The sequence below is a fragment of the Acinetobacter sp. ANC 4218 genome (assembly GCF_002135245.1).
Lineage (GTDB): Bacteria > Pseudomonadota > Gammaproteobacteria > Pseudomonadales > Moraxellaceae > Acinetobacter.
In genome coordinates this window covers 13,361-28,319 of record NZ_NEGD01000016.1, presented here as the reverse complement: position 1 = coordinate 28,319, position 14,959 = coordinate 13,361, and the positions used below count along the sequence as shown (strand labels likewise).

General features: G+C 42.6%; 14 protein-coding genes. 10 read left to right on the top strand and 4 right to left on the bottom strand.

All coding sequences use genetic code 11. The features are described from left to right. Window positions 1-76 precede the first annotated feature (76 nt). Window positions 77-853 (top strand): tRNA threonylcarbamoyladenosine dehydratase, encoded by a 777-nt coding sequence (locus B9T38_RS14460; protein WP_086197469.1) that lies wholly within the window; start codon window positions 77-79, stop codon window positions 851-853. Window positions 854-1,023: 170 nt separating this feature from the next. Here the strand turns inward: B9T38_RS14460 and B9T38_RS14455 are convergent, their stop codons facing one another. Next, window positions 1,024-2,067 (bottom strand): hypothetical protein, encoded by a 1,044-nt coding sequence (locus B9T38_RS14455; RefSeq protein WP_086197468.1) that lies wholly within the window; start codon window positions 2,065-2,067, stop codon window positions 1,024-1,026. Window positions 2,068-2,224: 157 nt separating this feature from the next. Between B9T38_RS14455 and pheS the strand changes: the two genes are divergently transcribed. The 3 genes from pheS to B9T38_RS14440 all read left to right on the top strand — a co-directional run bounded on the left by pheS (window position 2,225) and on the right by B9T38_RS14440 (window position 6,005). Continuing rightward, complete coding sequence (gene pheS / locus B9T38_RS14450; RefSeq protein ID WP_086197467.1) at window positions 2,225-3,205, top strand: phenylalanine--tRNA ligase subunit alpha; 981 nt, start codon at window positions 2,225-2,227, stop codon at window positions 3,203-3,205. 125 nt (window positions 3,206-3,330) lie between these two features. Continuing rightward, window positions 3,331-5,712: a phenylalanine--tRNA ligase subunit beta gene (gene pheT, locus B9T38_RS14445; RefSeq protein WP_086197466.1), complete on the top strand. Its 2,382-nt coding sequence runs from the start codon at window positions 3,331-3,333 to the stop codon at window positions 5,710-5,712. After that, the gene (locus tag B9T38_RS14440; protein ID WP_086197465.1) at window positions 5,709-6,005 is read left to right on the top strand and encodes an integration host factor subunit alpha; all 297 of its coding nucleotides are present in this window, start codon (window positions 5,709-5,711) and stop codon (window positions 6,003-6,005) included. The genes pheT and B9T38_RS14440 overlap by 4 nt, the downstream gene beginning before the upstream one ends. 230 nt (window positions 6,006-6,235) lie before the next feature. On the opposite strand, the gene B9T38_RS14435 is transcribed toward B9T38_RS14440, so the two are convergent. The 3 genes from B9T38_RS14435 to trxA form a co-directional block, all read right to left on the bottom strand. Continuing rightward, on the bottom strand, window positions 6,236-6,481 hold the full coding sequence (locus B9T38_RS14435; protein WP_086197464.1) for a hypothetical protein: 246 nt from the start codon (window positions 6,479-6,481) through the stop codon (window positions 6,236-6,238). Window positions 6,482-6,903: 422 nt separating this feature from the next. Continuing rightward, on the bottom strand, window positions 6,904-8,172 hold the full coding sequence (gene rho, locus B9T38_RS14430) for a transcription termination factor Rho (protein WP_005007569.1): 1,269 nt from the start codon (window positions 8,170-8,172) through the stop codon (window positions 6,904-6,906). A gap of 329 nt (window positions 8,173-8,501) precedes the next feature. After that, window positions 8,502-8,828 (bottom strand): thioredoxin, encoded by a 327-nt coding sequence (trxA, locus tag B9T38_RS14425; RefSeq protein ID WP_086197463.1) that lies wholly within the window; start codon window positions 8,826-8,828, stop codon window positions 8,502-8,504. A gap of 261 nt (window positions 8,829-9,089) precedes the next feature. On the opposite strand from trxA, the gene ppx reads away from it, so the two are divergent. The 6 genes from ppx to B9T38_RS14395 all read left to right on the top strand — a co-directional run bounded on the left by ppx (window position 9,090) and on the right by B9T38_RS14395 (window position 14,756). Continuing rightward, window positions 9,090-10,610, top strand: a complete 1,521-nt coding sequence (gene ppx, locus B9T38_RS14420) for an exopolyphosphatase (protein WP_086197462.1) — start codon at window positions 9,090-9,092, stop codon at window positions 10,608-10,610. Between the two features lie 50 nt (window positions 10,611-10,660). Continuing rightward, window positions 10,661-11,485 (top strand): acetyl-CoA carboxylase carboxyltransferase subunit alpha, encoded by an 825-nt coding sequence (locus B9T38_RS14415; protein ID WP_086197461.1) that lies wholly within the window; start codon window positions 10,661-10,663, stop codon window positions 11,483-11,485. Continuing rightward, a complete protein-coding gene (tilS, locus tag B9T38_RS14410; protein WP_086197460.1) occupies window positions 11,422-12,771 on the top strand; it encodes a tRNA lysidine(34) synthetase TilS in 1,350 nt (449 codons plus the stop codon). The genes B9T38_RS14415 and tilS overlap by 64 nt, the downstream gene beginning before the upstream one ends. Before the next feature lie 29 nt (window positions 12,772-12,800). Beyond that, on the top strand, window positions 12,801-13,631 hold the full coding sequence (gene proC, locus B9T38_RS14405) for a pyrroline-5-carboxylate reductase (protein WP_086197459.1): 831 nt from the start codon (window positions 12,801-12,803) through the stop codon (window positions 13,629-13,631). A gap of 27 nt (window positions 13,632-13,658) precedes the next feature. Then, window positions 13,659-14,228, top strand: a complete 570-nt coding sequence (locus tag B9T38_RS14400; RefSeq protein ID WP_086197458.1) for a YggT family protein — start codon at window positions 13,659-13,661, stop codon at window positions 14,226-14,228. Between the two features lie 81 nt (window positions 14,229-14,309). After that, window positions 14,310-14,756: a DUF2314 domain-containing protein gene (locus B9T38_RS14395; RefSeq protein WP_086197457.1), complete on the top strand. Its 447-nt coding sequence runs from the start codon at window positions 14,310-14,312 to the stop codon at window positions 14,754-14,756. Window positions 14,757-14,959 lie beyond the last annotated feature (203 nt).

Below are 14,959 nucleotides of genomic sequence, written 5' to 3'. Positions count from 1 at the left end.
TGCGAAAGAGATAGATTATCGAATTGAGCCGGAATTTGATAAAATGCAGCGGTGTTTTTTAGCTGTTAGATGACGAATGACTGATCTTCCTGAAGATGATGAATATGAGCGCCGCTTTGCCGGGGTAGAAAAAATTTATGGAGATGAGGCGTTTCGTCAATACGAACACAGCCATGTGATGGTGATCGGGATTGGCGGCGTGGGTTCCTGGGCGGTTGAAGCCTTGGCGCGTACCGGCATTGCTGAGCTGACCCTGATTGATATGGATGTGGTCGCTGCATCGAATATTAACCGTCAATTACCGGCCATGAGTTCGACCTTGGGTCGGGAAAAAATTGAAGTGATGGCCGAGCGCTGTTATTCAATTAATCCACGGATCAAGATCAATCTGGTAGATGATTATCTAACCCCAGACAATGTCAAAGAACTGTTAGAAAATACCCCTGATGTCGTTCTGGACTGTATTGATGATGTCAAAGCCAAACTGGCCTTAATGCTGCATTGCCGTTTTAATAAAATTCCGCTGATTGTGTCGGGTGGAGCAGGCGGAAAATTAGATCCTTTAAAAATCCGTGTTGCCGATTTATCTAAAACTGAACAGGACCCGATGCTGGCGAAACTGCGTAGCCAGCTACGAGCCAAAGGCATTTGCAAAAAGCCGAAAGAAAAATTTGGTATTACCTGCGTCTATTCGATAGATAATCCGTTCTCTGGCGCAGAAGTTTGTGCCAGTGCCGGCCTGCGCTGTGGTGGTTATGGCTCGGCAGTGGTGGTGACCTCAAGTTTTGCTATGGTAGCGGTATCAGAAGTGTTAAAAAAACTGGTACTAAAAAAGCCTAAAAAATTGCAATGACCTCATCACGATAAAAATTAGAAGCTTATAAAAAGGATGAGCTCGATGCTACGTTATCGAGTTCATCTTGCATCTCAATCATGCTGAAAAATCCGCAGTATCAGTATACTCGTTGGATCTATTTGAAATTTTCCATACATGGCAGCAGTTTTGAGCATCTTTATAGAAAATTAAAGTCCAAAATAATAAGCCAATACACAAATCACAATGGTCAGCAGAATTAGTTTAATCACACCTGATGTACCAACTTTATGCGAGGCATGTGCAGGATGGCTTTTTACCTGTGGGGCGCTATGTGGAGTGCTGGGTGCATCATCCAGCGGATTGGCCACTTCAACTTTGGTCAGTCGTGCGGACTGATAATGATTGGCAACTTTAACTATAAATTTTGCAGTTAAATCATCCAGCTTTTGCGAGAAATGGCGTAGATTCAGCTGCTCTTCTGCTGTCAGTTCACTGCCATCCGCATGATAGGGATGTTGCTGTTTTTGCTGAATATAACTAGCTAGTGCTTCTAAACGATGCAGTGTGGTATGCGCATAATCCGCCTGATAATCGCTTGGCAGTAAAGGCAGATATTTACTCTCGAACAATGGAGAACCATCGGCATTTTCCGTTGCAGTTTGCGGCATCCCATAATATGGAAAATCCCGCTGGGCAGGCTCGACAAAGCCTTGGGCAAACTTGCTGTCAAATAATTCGTTATTAGTATAAACCTGAATGTCATCCCACTTCGGCTGTTGCAGATCGGCATCAATCCGTTTTGCCAGTTTTGAATTCAGCTCGAAACGCCAGAAGGTTTCCTGACGACACTGTTCTTGTTGTAGCTTGGGCGCTGCATAGTCATGATCTGCGTTATACCACTCCGCCAACTCCTTGCCAAAAATCCATGCCGTTTTCTTATTTTGTTCATGGCTGACAATAAAATGCGGAATGGCCAGCAGTTCAACATTGGCATTTGGATTTTGCTCATCACTTAACAGGCTGGAACTGTGCAGGCTGATGCGCAGCGTTCCCTGTTTTTTTAGACCTTCCAGCCAGATTTGAAAATGTTGTGCCAATAAATGTTGTGACAGCAGATCTCGGAAACGCAAATTGTGCTGGTTAAAAATGGCATGTTGTACCCAATGATTAAAGCTCAGATTCTGGCTGAAATATTCATTGCCATAGGTCACCAAAGTAAGCTGCTGTTTCCAAATCTGATCGAGTGCCATTGTTATTGATCTCATAAATATTGGCTTTATCTTATACTTTTTCTAAATATGGTTGCCAATCTAATTTTTCCTCTACAGGGAACTTCATCAACGCGCTTAAAAACTGTTAGAATATGGGGTTTTATTATATTTTTAAATTGTTGCTTTGAGAGTTACTATGTCACTGGAAGCCCTGACCACTGAAGCGCTCGCTGCGATTGCAGCAGCAGAGGACCTTGCTACACTCGATCAAGTACGAGTGCAATTTACAGGGAAGAAAAGCCAGCTCGCGGAACAATCCAAGGCACTGGGTAAAATGGACCCTGAAGAACGTAAAGTTTTCGGGGCAAAAATTCATGCTGTGCGTGAAGCCATCACTGGTGCATTAACCACACGTCAGGCGGAATTACAAAAAGCTGCACTAGAACAAAAACTTGCCAGCGAAACGATCGATATTACCTTGCCGGGTCGTGGTCAAAGTGTGGGCAGTATTCATCCTGTGACCCAAGTGCAGGAACGTATTTGCCAGTTCTTTACCAAAGCCGGTTTCACGGTTGCGACAGGCCCTGAAGTTGAAGATGATTATCACAACTTTGAAGCACTGAATATTCCAGGTCATCACCCTGCACGTGCAATGCATGATACTTTCTATTTTGATGCCAACCACTTGCTTCGTACCCACACTTCAGGTGTGCAAGTGCGTACTATGGAAAAGAATCAGCCGCCAATTCGTATTGTCTGCCCGGGTCGCGTATATCGCTGTGACTCTGACCAGACGCATTCGCCAATGTTCCATCAAATTGAAGGTTTATACGTGGCTGAAAATACCAGCTTCGCTGAACTGAAAGGTTTGCTGGTGAACTTGCTGAACGAATTCTTTGAAAAGGATTTAACCGTGCGTTTCCGTCCATCTTACTTTCCGTTCACTGAACCAAGTGCGGAAGTGGATATCATGGATGAACGTGGTCGTTGGTTAGAGGTTTTGGGCTGCGGTATGGTGCATCCGAATGTGCTTCAGGCAGCAGGTATTGATCCTGAAAAATATAAAGGTTTTGCGTTTGGTTTAGGTGTAGAGCGTTTTGCCATGTTGCGTTATGGCATTAATGATTTGCGTATGTTCTACCAGAATGATGTGCGTTTCTTACGCCAATTTGCTTAAACGAATTTATTAACCTCTCTTGCGAAGCAGTGCTTCTCATCTCCTTTAAAAAAAGGAGAGAACTCCGCGAAATGATTGGAGTTAGAGAGGGATTCAAAAAATTAGATTTATAGGTTTTTATAGAAATGAAAATTAGCGAAAATTGGTTACGCACCTGGGTCAGCCCAGCAATTGACAGCGATACCTTATCTGACCAACTCACCATGCTCGGTTTGGAAGTGGATGAACTGGCGCCAGCGGCAAAACCATTTACTGGTGTGGTTGTAGGTGAAGTTCTGACTGTAGAACAACATCCTGATGCAGACCGTTTACGTGTAACCACTGTGAACATTGGATCAGGTGAACCTTTACAAATTGTATGTGGTGCGCCTAACGTACGTGTAGGCATGAAAGCACCTGTAGCCACCATTGGTGCAGTTTTACCGGGTGATTTTAAAATCAAGAAAGGTAAGCTGCGTGGTATTGAATCACAAGGCATGCTGTGCGGTGCTTCTGAAATTGACCTTGAAGATAAAATTGATGGCCTTCTAGAACTACCTGCAGATGCATCGGCGGGCATGAATATCCGTGAATATCTAGACCTTGATGACAATGTCATTGATATCAGTATCACGCCTAACCGTGGTGACTGTTTCAGTATTCGTGGTATCGCACGTGAAATTGGTGTCATTAACCAGCTTGCTGTGACTGCACCGGAAATCAAGGAAGTGGCTGCGACTATTGCTGATGAGAAGCAAGTAGTTGTAGAAACTGAAGGCTGCCCACGTTACTTGGGTCGTGTAATTAAAAACGTCAATACCAAAGCAGCGACCCCGGTATGGATGGAACGTGCACTTGCTCGTTCAGGTATCCGTCAGCACAGCATTTTGGTCGATATCACCAACTATGTCTTAATTGAATTGGGTCAACCCTTACACGCATTTGATGGTGGCAAGGTTCAAGGTTCAGTACATGTACGTCAAGCCACTGCTGCTGAAAAACTGGTGTTGCTCAATGAACAAGAAGTTGAACTTCAAGACAATGTGATGGTCATTGCTGATGATGTGAAAGCATTGGCAATTGCCGGCATCATGGGTGGTTTATCTTCTTCTGTTACCGATGAAACCACGGAAATCTTCCTAGAATCTGCTTTCTTTGCGCCTTTACATATTGCGGGTCGTGCACGTAGCTTTGGTTTACATACCGATGCATCTCAGCGCTATGAACGTGGCGTAGATTTTGAATTACCGCTTATTGCCATGCACCGCGCATCACAGCTGATTGCTGATCTTGCTGGTGGTGAGTTTGGTCCAATTACTGTTGCAGAAAAAACGGAGCTTTTACCAAAACGTGAAGCGATTGAGCTGAATCAAGCTCAAGTGGATCAGTTATTGGGTTATAAGGTTGAAAGTGACTTTATTACCGATGCACTGCAACGCTTAGGTTGTGTGGTGACTGTAAAAGCAGAGGGTCAATGGACTGTAGTTCCTCCATCACATCGCTACGACATGGCGATTTACCAAGACCTAATTGAAGAAGTTGCCCGTATTCATGGTTATGACAACATTCAGATCAGCTTGCCAGTGATTGATGTAAAACTTGCCAAACATCAAGATCAGTTTGAATTGCCACAACTTCGTCAAACCCTGGTGACTTTAGGTTATCAGGAAGCGATCAGTTTCAGCTTTGCCGATGCTAAACTTGAAAAACAGTTGAATCCTGCGGTCAATCCGTTGATGTTGGCCAACCCGATTTCAAGCGAACTGGCTGCAATGCGTTCGACTTTGTTATCCAGCTTGATTCCATGTGTGCAATACAATATTAACCGTCAGCAAAACCGCGTACGTTTCTTTGAACTGGGTTTACGTTTTGATTATCAGGATGCACAAAGTATCCACGATCTTAAACAAATCCCGACTTTGGCTTTAATTGCAGTCGGTGCTAAAACAACTGAATCTTGGCATGGCAAGGCTCTACCGATGGATTTCTTTGACTTAAAAGGTGAAGTTGAGGAAATTCTGGCAGCTGGACGGGTTCAAGTGGAATATGTTCGTTCAGAGCGTAGCTGGTTGCATCCTGGACAATCAGCTGAAATTCTGGTTGATGGTCAGTCTGTTGGTTATCTGGGTCGTTTACATCCCTCTTTAGAAGATGAACTTGATTTGGGCATGACTTGGGTTGCCGAACTTGATCAAAAGGCTGTTTTGCAAACTTATGTATCTAATTTTACAGAATTATCACGTTTTCCATCAGTAAGACGTGATATTGCGCTTTTAATTAGTGATAAGATTAATGTTAGCGAAATTCAGGGACTTATCGAAAAAACAGGTGGGGAGCTGCTAGACTCGACATGGTTATTCGATGTGTATACTGGACAAGGGGTAGAAGAAGGGAAACGCTCACTGGCATTTGCCCTTCTCTGGCAGCATCCAAGCCGTACATTGGAAGATGCTGAAATTAAATCAGGTATGGATAATATCCTTCAAGTGTTGGAAAACACTTACCAAGCGACATTGAGGGCTTCATGACAGCACTAACAAAAGCAGAAATGGCTGATCATTTAAGTGAGCTCACGAGTTTAAACCGTCGTGAAGCTAAACAAATGGTCGAATTGTTCTTTGATGAGATTAGCCAAGCGCTAATCTCGGGCGAACAGGTTAAACTTTCGGGGTTCGGTAACTTTGAGTTGCGTGACAAGCGTGAACGTCCAGGCCGTAACCCGAAAACTGGCGAGGAAATTCCAATTTCAGCACGCCGTGTAGTCACATTCCGCGCAGGGCAGAAATTCCGCCAGCGTGTAGGAAATGAGCAGATCGATTGATCTGCTCTTTTTTTGCTATAAGATTTGTATATAAAAGCGTTATTTGTGGAGTAGAGCCTAAGTATTTGAGAGATTCAGCCCTTTGTAATTTAATTGACAATCGGGATTAGAAATCAATTCTGTACTTAGAATAGGGAGAGGTACAATTGTTTTTATAGAATTGAACTTTATTTTAGTCATAAAAAAAGAGAGCCAATGGCTCTCTTTTTTGTACTGAATAATCGTAAAGATTATTTAGCAGCAGAAGCAGCAGCTTCAGAAGCTGGAGCAGCGTCAACAGCAGAAGCAGCAGCTTCAGTAGCAGCAGAAGCTTCAACAGTAGCAGCAGAAGCAGCAGCAGTAGCTTCAGAAGCAGCTACAGTAGCTTGAGATGCAGCAGCATCAGCAGCAGGAGCTTCTTCAGTTTTTTTAGCACAACCAACGAAAGCTAAAGTAGTAGCAACTGCAGCAGCAATAGCGATTTTTTTGAATAACATGGCATCACTCTCTAAAATATGAGATTAAAAAAAACCTATGTTAGCCTGTTGAGTGCTTTTATTCTTCCTAAAATCTGTTAGGCAGTAACAATGCAGAGGCAGTCTAACTGGTCTGCGAATATGCTATCACTGCGCATTTTGAATTGCTACTAGGAGGCTAGTAAAAAATGCAAAAAAAGATAAAAAATGAGCATTTTTTTAACAGAAAATAACAATCAATCGGAGAGTTTATATTGGATAAATACTAAATAACTCGCTAAAAATTATGGTTTTTTAAAGTTAATATTTTTAACAGGTATGAACTAGTCCCTTAAGTTTACAAAGAAAAGACTTGATTGTAGCTTTATGTAAATAAAGTCAACCAAATAAAAAGGCTATCGTTAGAGATAGCCTTTTTATAGAAAAAAAGAATAATGCTGTGTTTAGTTGGTCGCTTTACGCTTCATTTGATCGAAGAAATCATCATTGGTTTTGGTTTCTTTCATACGATCCAGCAAGAATTCCATGGCAGCCAGTTCATCTTGAGTATGCAACAATTTACGCAAAATCCATACTTTACGTAAGTTGTCTTCAGACATCAGGCGTTCTTCACGGCGAGTACCGGATTTTTTGATATTCATTGCAGGGAATACACGTTTTTCGGCAATGCGGCGATCAAGCGTAATTTCCTGGTTACCGGTTCCTTTGAATTCTTCGTAAATCACTTCATCCATTTTACTACCGGTTTCAATCAGAGCAGTAGAGATGATGGTCAATGAGCCGCCTTCTTCAATGTTACGTGCAGCACCGAAGAAACGTTTTGGGCGCTCTAAGGCATGCGCATCCACACCACCAGTCAACACCTTGCCTGAAGAAGGGATGACAGTGTTATAGGCACGCGCTAAACGAGTAATCGAGTCCAGCAGAATTACCACATCTTTCTTGTGTTCTACCAGACGTTTTGCTTTTTCAATGACCATTTCAGCCACTTGTACGTGACGTGCTGGGGATTCATCAAAAGTTGAAGCAATCACTTCACCACGAACGGTACGTTCCATTTCGGTTACTTCTTCAGGACGTTCGTCAATCAGAAGCACGATCAGAAAACATTCAGGATTGTTACGGACAATCGATTGTGCGATGTTTTGTAACAACATGGTTTTACCCGCTTTTGGCGGCGCAACGATAATAGAACGTTGGCCTTTACCAATCGGGGCCACCAAGTCCACTACACGTGCAGTCAAATCTTCAGTGGTACCGTTACCCAGTTCCATCACCAATTGTTCAGTCGGGAACAATGGGGTCAAGTTTTCAAACAGGATTTTGTTACGCGAGTTTTCAGGCGTGTCGTAGTTAATTTGATTAACTTTTAAAAGCGCAAAATAGCGTTCGCCTTCTTTGGGTGGGCGAATTGTGCCAGTAATGGTATCACCGGTGCGTAAGTTGAAACGGCGAATTTGCGATGGGCTGACATAAATGTCATCTGGGCCTGCAAGATAAGAGCCCGCTGCTGAGCGGAGGAAACCAAAACCATCAGACAGAATTTCCAGAACACCATCACCAAAAATCTCTTCGCCATTCATTGCATGGCGTTTTAAGATGGCAAAAATGATGTCTTGCTTGCGGTTACGAGCCATTCCTTCCAGGCCCATAAACTCGGCAATCTTGATGAGTTCGCCAATCGGTTTTTTCTTGAGTTCAGTTAAATTCATAGGGGGTCAGATAGAATTAAAATTCTGGGATAGATATGAGAAAAGGGAGCAACATTCAGCCGCTTACACGCAATAAACGTAACGCAATTGTATTTGCACAATAACAATTCAGAGGTCTGATTCATTGTTTCGAAGAGAAAAGTGTAAAAACAATTTCTGTTGCCGAGCGGCGATCTTATGTGTTGTGTCTTGTAAGAAAATGACGGATTAGAAATCCTTTATTCCTTGAACAAGCAATATAAGAGCTAATCGTATTTTTGTCAATTTATAGACGAAAAAAATACGCTATCTGGCGATAGCGCATTGGATTAAATTACACTGTTTTTAAATTAGATATTTTCTTCAATAAAAGCAGTTAATTTAGATTTTGGCGCAGCACCGACTTGTTGAGCGACAACTTCACCATTTTTAAACATCAATAGTGCAGGAATGTTGCGGATATTGTAGTTTACGGCAGTCGCTTCACAAGCAGTTACGTCAACTTTAACAACTTTTACTTTGCTTTCGAATTCTGTAGATAATACTTCAAGTACAGGTGCAATAGCTTTACAAGGTGCACACCAGCCTGCCCAGAAATCGACAAGTACAGGAATGTCAGATTGTAAAACGTCAGCTTCGAAGTTCGCATCAGTTGTGTTTACGATATTGCCAGACATGGAATGCTCCAAATAAATTTTAAGTTAGTTCTATAACTATAAGTATTACATAGCCTCGTTTAACTATGTAGAGGGATATGTAAATTTTCAATCATTATATTGAGTTTGTCTAATTGATGCTCACGATATTGATTATCGTGTCCTACAATTGTTTAAGCGATTAAAAAAATTAAAAACTGCTTCAGTTGAACTGATAAATGGCTTTTAAATTGCATGCATGTGAATTACTCTAAGCACAATTCTTATAGGTTTGTTTGAATAATGTCTGATTTTTTGATTGATGAAGAGTTACTTGCTGCCATCGATATGGGGTCGAACAGCTTTCACTTGGCGATTGCACGTGTAGATCATGGCGAAGTAAAAAAAGTGGCTTCAATGTCAGAAAAAGTACAATTGGCCGCGGGTTTAGATGAAAACAAAAATTTGACTGAGGCGGCACAGCAACGAGGTCTAGCCTGTCTGGCACGTTTTGTCGGGCGTTTAAGTTCTGTACAGGCCAACCGGTTGCGTATTGTCGCCACCAATGCTTTACGTCAGGCCAAGAATGGTCATGAATTTATTCAAAAAGCCGCAGAGATTTTACCTAAACCGATCGAAATTATTGCCGGTCGTGAAGAAGCTCGTCTGATTTATTTAGGTGTATCGCATACCATGGCCAATAGTGGCCGCCGCCTGGTGATTGACATTGGTGGTGGATCAACTGAACTGATTATCGGCGAGGCATTCGAGCCGATCCATACTGAATCTGTACAAATGGGATGTGTGGCCTTCACCAAAGCCTATTTTATGGAGGGTGAGATCAATCAGAAAAGTTTCGATAAAGCGGTGACCGCTGCCCGTAAGGAAATTTCAGGCATTGCCAATACCTATAAAGCCGCCGGTTGGGATACTGTGGTGGGTTCAAGCGGAACAATTAAAGCTTGTCGTCAGATTACCGTGAATATGGGCTGGAGCAATGAAAAAGAAGAGCTCACCCGTGAAGGTCTGGAAAAACTCAAAGACAAGCTGCTCAAATACAAGCACGTGACCGAAATGGAATTTGATGGCCTGAAAGAAGACCGCCGAGCAGTTTTGCCAGCAGGGATTGCCATTTTATATGCGGTATTTGATGTGCTGGGGCTGGACAAACTGGTTTATTCAGATGGTGCGTTACGTGAAGGTGTCATGTATGACCTGCTTGGTCGTTTCCAGCATGAAGACGTTCGCGACCGTTCTGTGCATGCTTTAATGGGACGCTATAACGCAGATAGCAAACAGGCTGAGCGTGTAGTCAATACGGCACAGCAATTGTTTAATGGCGTTGCACAATCATTAAATTTAACTAATGATGACAGTGACTTACTGCGTCGTGCTGCATATTTGCATGAGATTGGCCTGGCGATTAGTCACAGTGGTTACCATCGCCATGGGGCTTATTTATTGCAGCATTCGGATATTCCGGGTTTCTCGCAAATTGACCAAAACCATTTGTCACATTTGGTCGCTCATCACCGTCGTAAACTTCGTGGCGATGCACGGGTTGATGTTGCTAAGGTCGGTGGTAGCAAACTTGTGTACTTATGTCTATTGCTGCGTTTAGCAGTTTTACTGAATCATAGTCGTAGTGATGAGATGCTTCCTGCCATTGAATTAAGTATCATCAATGAGCAACAATGGCAGCTCAGCGTTTCTGGCGATGCCAAACAATGGCCTTTGCTTGTAGCAGACTTGCATGATGAACAGATGCAGTTTAAGCATTGGGATATTGAATTGAATATTCAGTCGGAACAATTTATCTATTAACAAGTGATTGGTTAACAAGGTATTGTTAATTTAGGGATAATGGTCGACCTATGAAAAATAAAGCTGCTCAATCTAAAGCATGGACAACGGTTCAAATTGCGCGTCATCCAGAACGTCCGCAATTCCTGGATTATGTTGGTGAAATCTTCACTGAATTCGATGCTTTACATGGAGATCGGGTATTTGGTGATGATGGTGCGATGATCGGTGGCTTGGCACGTTTTAATGGTCAGCCAGTGATGATTGTTGGGCAACATCGTGGTCGCAGCACTCGTGAAAAATTGCAACACAACTTCGGTATGAGTAATCCCGAAGGTTACCGTAAAGCACAGCGTTTACTCGACATGGCTGAACGTTTTAAACTGCCAGTATTCACTTTTATCGATACCATGGGTGCATATCCTGGGGTCGGTGCGGAAGAACGTGGTCAGGCAGAAGCGATTGCCACTAGCCTTGCACAGCTTTCAAGCCTGAAAGTTCCGGTAGTTGCGACCGTTTTAGGTGAAGGCGGTTCAGGTGGCGCACTCGGTATTGGTGTGGCGGATCGCGTGGTGATGTTGTCTCACAGTATCTATTCGGTGATTTCTCCTGAAGGTTGTGCATCCATTTTATGGAAAACAGCAGAGAAAGCGGAACAAGCCAGCGAAGCCTTGGCATTAACTGCAGAGAAATTAAAACAACTTGGTATTGTTGAATATGTGGTGGATGAAGGTGAAGGCGCACATTTGCAGCCTGAAAAAGTGATGCAAGATCTTAAAGATGTGTTACAACAGGCTTTAGAAGAATTGCAATCGATGGATGCGAATGAGAGATGCGAAGCACGTTACCAGCGCTTAATGAAGTTTGGCAGCGACAATTCCGGTCTGGCATCTTAAAACAAATCCAGTGCTTTTCTCCTGAAAGCACTTTCTTGATTGGATGTAGTGGCGGCATGGATTCCATGCTGCTATTGCGTTTAATGTCTGATTTATTTCCTGAAAAAATCCGTGCGATCTATGTCGATCACCAGTTGCAAAAAAATAGTGCAGACTGGGGGGGATTTGTATCTGATCAATGTGCAGCGCTGAATGTACCGTGTATTGTTGAAGCCGTTGAAGTGCAAGATGGCAACCTGGAACATCAGGCACGTAACGCGCGTTATCAAGCTTATTCAAAACATTTAAAAGCCAATGATATCTTGGTCTTGGCGCATCATCAGCAAGATCAGGCCGAAACCTTGATGCTACGCTTGCTTTCGGGTGCCGGCGTACATGGTTTATCCGCCATGAAGCAGGTCGATGTACGAAAGCAATTCACCATTTGGCGACCACTGCTCGATATTTCCCGTGAGCAGATTGGCCAATGGGCCACTCAGCTGAATGTGCAAAATATTGAAGATCCCACCAATTTAGATACCCATTACGATCGGGCTTGGTGCCGTCATGAATTGTGGCCGCTGTTGCAACAACGTTATCCAAAAATGCAACAGGCACTCAGCCGCACCAGTTATCTCATGCAGGATGCGGAAGATATTTTGCTGGACGTATTACAGCAGGATTTAAACCATTGCGGATCGGCAACTGAACTAGATTTAGAAAAGTTATCCCAATTATCAAGTGCACGGCAAAAGCAATTGCTCTCTGCCTGGATGAAAGGGCAGGATACTTATCGCCCGAGTTTTGAAATGGTGCAACGCTTGTTGCTTGAAGTGATTGGCTCCAAATCTGATGCACAGGCGGCATTGCACTGGAATCAATATTATTATGTGCGTTATCAGCAAAAAATTTTCCGCTTAAGTGCCGCAGAATATCTGGCTGAAAAAAATCAATCGAATAGTTCCGAACAAACCATCTGTGTAGCGTTAGGGCAAAAGATAGAAACTCTTTCAGGAGATTATCTTGCTGAAACTGCAAAAATAGGTCTGTCAGCAGCATTGCTGGGCAAAAAACTGGATCTGGTGATGCGCAAAGGTGGAGAAAAAATTCATTTATATGGGCGAGTCGGTGCCTGGCCATTAAAAAAAGCCATTCAGGAAGCACAAATTTTTCCCTGGCAGCGTTATAGAATTCAAATATTAAGCATAGATAATGTTATGCTTGGTGTTTTTACACCAAAAGGGTTTTGGTTAGCCCAATCTGAATATTGTGAAATCGGTGGATGGCAACCAAATTTGATCTCTTAGTTAAAAAATTCTAAGTCGAGTATGAATCCATGAGTGCAGCTTTAAATTGTAATATTAGTTTTATTGGTGGCGGTAATATGGCCCAAGCCTTGATTGGCGGGCTGATTTCGCGTGGCTTGCCGCCAACACGTATTACAGTTTCTGATCCGGTCGAAAAAGTCCGTCTTTTATTAACAGAAAAAGATGTACATGTGACGGATGACAATATTGCTGCCATTCGTGATGCCGATATCGTACTTTTTGCAGTGAAACCGCAAGTACTGGCCAGCGTATTAAAACCGCTTAAAGGTTTGTTTGAAGGCAAACTGGTGATGTCGATTGTGGCTGGGGCTGAAATCGCGACTATTGCCAACCTGCTAGAAACCAATCGAATTGTTCGTGTTATGCCCAATACACCTGCTTTGGTGCAAACAGGAGCACATGGCCTGTATGCAACGGAAGCGGTGAATGCACAGGATCGTGAATTGGCCAGTCAGGTTTTGGCTGCAACCGGTTTAACCATTTGGGTCAATTCAGAAGCACAAATTGATGCTGTAACGGCAGTATCTGGCTCTGGTCCGGCTTATTTCTTCTATATGATGGAAAGCATGATTCGTGCAGGCAAAAACCTGGGTCTGGATGAAAAAGTGGCGACTGCATTGACATTGCAAACAGCATTGGGTGCCGCACAAATGGCGATTACCAGTTCAAATACACCTGCAGAATTGCGCAAAAATGTGACCTCTCCAAATGGTACGACTCAAGCTGCACTGGAAATATTCGATCGTGCGCAAATCTCTCAAAATATTCAGGCCGCTTTGGCTGCCGCGCAAAAGCGCAGTCAAGAACTTGCTCAAGAGCTAAGTGAAAGTAGCAAATAACTCGTTTTTATTTAGGAAAGTTCCAGTATGGGTGCAAATTCTGCGCTGATTTTTGGCATTATTATTAACGTAGCGATTTTGCTCGTATTCTTTCGTTTTCTGATGCAGCTTGCAGCGGTGAATGCTTATAATCCTGTCGTCATGTCTACTGTGAAAGCGACAAAAATCGTCGATCTGTTTGGGCGTATTTTTCCCACCTTGGCAAAAGGTCGTGTCAATTCGGCAGCCTTGGCTTTGGTGGTGCTTTTATATTTACTCAAGATTTTTGGGGTAATGTACCTTTCAGGTGCTATGCCGAACAGTCCGGTACATCTGGTGATTTTGACCTTTGTCACCATGATTCAGGATCTGATCCGCTTCTGTCGTTACCTGATTTTTGCAACGATTATTTTAAGCTGGGTGGTGATGTTTACTCAATCTCGCTCACCGTATATTGAAGTCATTCAAGAGCTGGCAGAACCATTGTTGGCTCCGTTCCGCCGTATTTTGCCGAATATGGGTATGATTGACCTGTCGCCAATTGTTGCCTTCTTGGCATTGTATATTGCCGAAATTATTATGAATGAAGTGGCGATTGTACTTCTGACTGGGCTATAACATTCAGGTAGTAAAAAAGGACTCTCTTTGAGTCCTTTTTTTATTGTGAAATAAAATAATTTTAAATCAGGATATTAGTGGATGAATAGCGAACTTGAACCTCAATTTATGCTTATTGATCATGAAGCTGATGCATATTTGGCAACGATAAAAATCGCAAGAGAATCATTGGATATTTTTAAAGAAAATTTAGAAAAAGTATCTGAAGGTGATTTTGCATGCGTCAAATTTTATATTCCAGTTAGCCTTGATTCCGAAGAGGGTGCGAATATCTGGCTGATGACGCCATTTTTTGAAGATCACTTTTGCTTTGCACGTCCTTTTGAATTGCCAGAAGAATTTACATGGATTCAGATTGGACAGTGGCTGAAATTCAGTGAGTTTGATCTTTTGGATTGGTATATTTTAAAGCAGAATGGGGAAATGATAGGAGGATATTCATTACGCCATCAGCGTTCCAAGCTTTCTGCAGAACAGCAGGTAGAGTTTGATCAGCGTGTAGGAGTAACCCGATTTATTGATTTATAATCTTTTTCTATGATGAAATAAAATATATTGGATTGAATAAAAAGGATTTTTTACGCTATATCGTTTATGTAGTTTAAATGGAAAAGTTCTTCAAGTTGATTAAAGAACTTCTCTCTTTTGGATTGAAAATACATTTTGAGGAGGCTCATCATCTATAAAGATGAAAAATGAATCTCCCCTAACCCCTCTTTATAAAAGAGGGG

Bases quoted from the DNA above. Each gene is read 5' to 3' on its own strand.
- B9T38_RS14460 (WP_086197469.1), top strand. From the start codon at position 77: ATGACTGATCTTCCTGAAGATGATGAATATGAGCGCCGCTTTGCCGGG.
- ppx (WP_086197462.1), top strand. From the start codon at position 9,090: ATGTCTGATTTTTTGATTGATGAAGAGTTACTTGCTGCCATCGATATG.
- B9T38_RS14415 (WP_086197461.1), top strand. From the start codon at position 10,661: ATGAAAAATAAAGCTGCTCAATCTAAAGCATGGACAACGGTTCAAATT.
- pheT (WP_086197466.1), top strand. From the start codon at position 3,331: ATGAAAATTAGCGAAAATTGGTTACGCACCTGGGTCAGCCCAGCAATT.
- rho (WP_005007569.1), bottom strand. From the start codon at position 8,172: ATGAATTTAACTGAACTCAAGAAAAAACCGATTGGCGAACTCATCAAG.
- B9T38_RS14395 (WP_086197457.1), top strand. From the start codon at position 14,310: ATGAATAGCGAACTTGAACCTCAATTTATGCTTATTGATCATGAAGCT.
- pheS (WP_086197467.1), top strand. From the start codon at position 2,225: ATGTCACTGGAAGCCCTGACCACTGAAGCGCTCGCTGCGATTGCAGCA.
- proC (WP_086197459.1), top strand. From the start codon at position 12,801: ATGAGTGCAGCTTTAAATTGTAATATTAGTTTTATTGGTGGCGGTAAT.
- tilS (WP_086197460.1), top strand. From the start codon at position 11,422: ATGCGAAGCACGTTACCAGCGCTTAATGAAGTTTGGCAGCGACAATTC.
- B9T38_RS14440 (WP_086197465.1), top strand. From the start codon at position 5,709: ATGACAGCACTAACAAAAGCAGAAATGGCTGATCATTTAAGTGAGCTC.
- B9T38_RS14400 (WP_086197458.1), top strand. From the start codon at position 13,659: ATGGGTGCAAATTCTGCGCTGATTTTTGGCATTATTATTAACGTAGCG.
- B9T38_RS14435 (WP_086197464.1), bottom strand. From the start codon at position 6,481: ATGTTATTCAAAAAAATCGCTATTGCTGCTGCAGTTGCTACTACTTTA.
- B9T38_RS14455 (WP_086197468.1), bottom strand. From the start codon at position 2,067: ATGGCACTCGATCAGATTTGGAAACAGCAGCTTACTTTGGTGACCTAT.
- trxA (WP_086197463.1), bottom strand. From the start codon at position 8,828: ATGTCTGGCAATATCGTAAACACAACTGATGCGAACTTCGAAGCTGAC.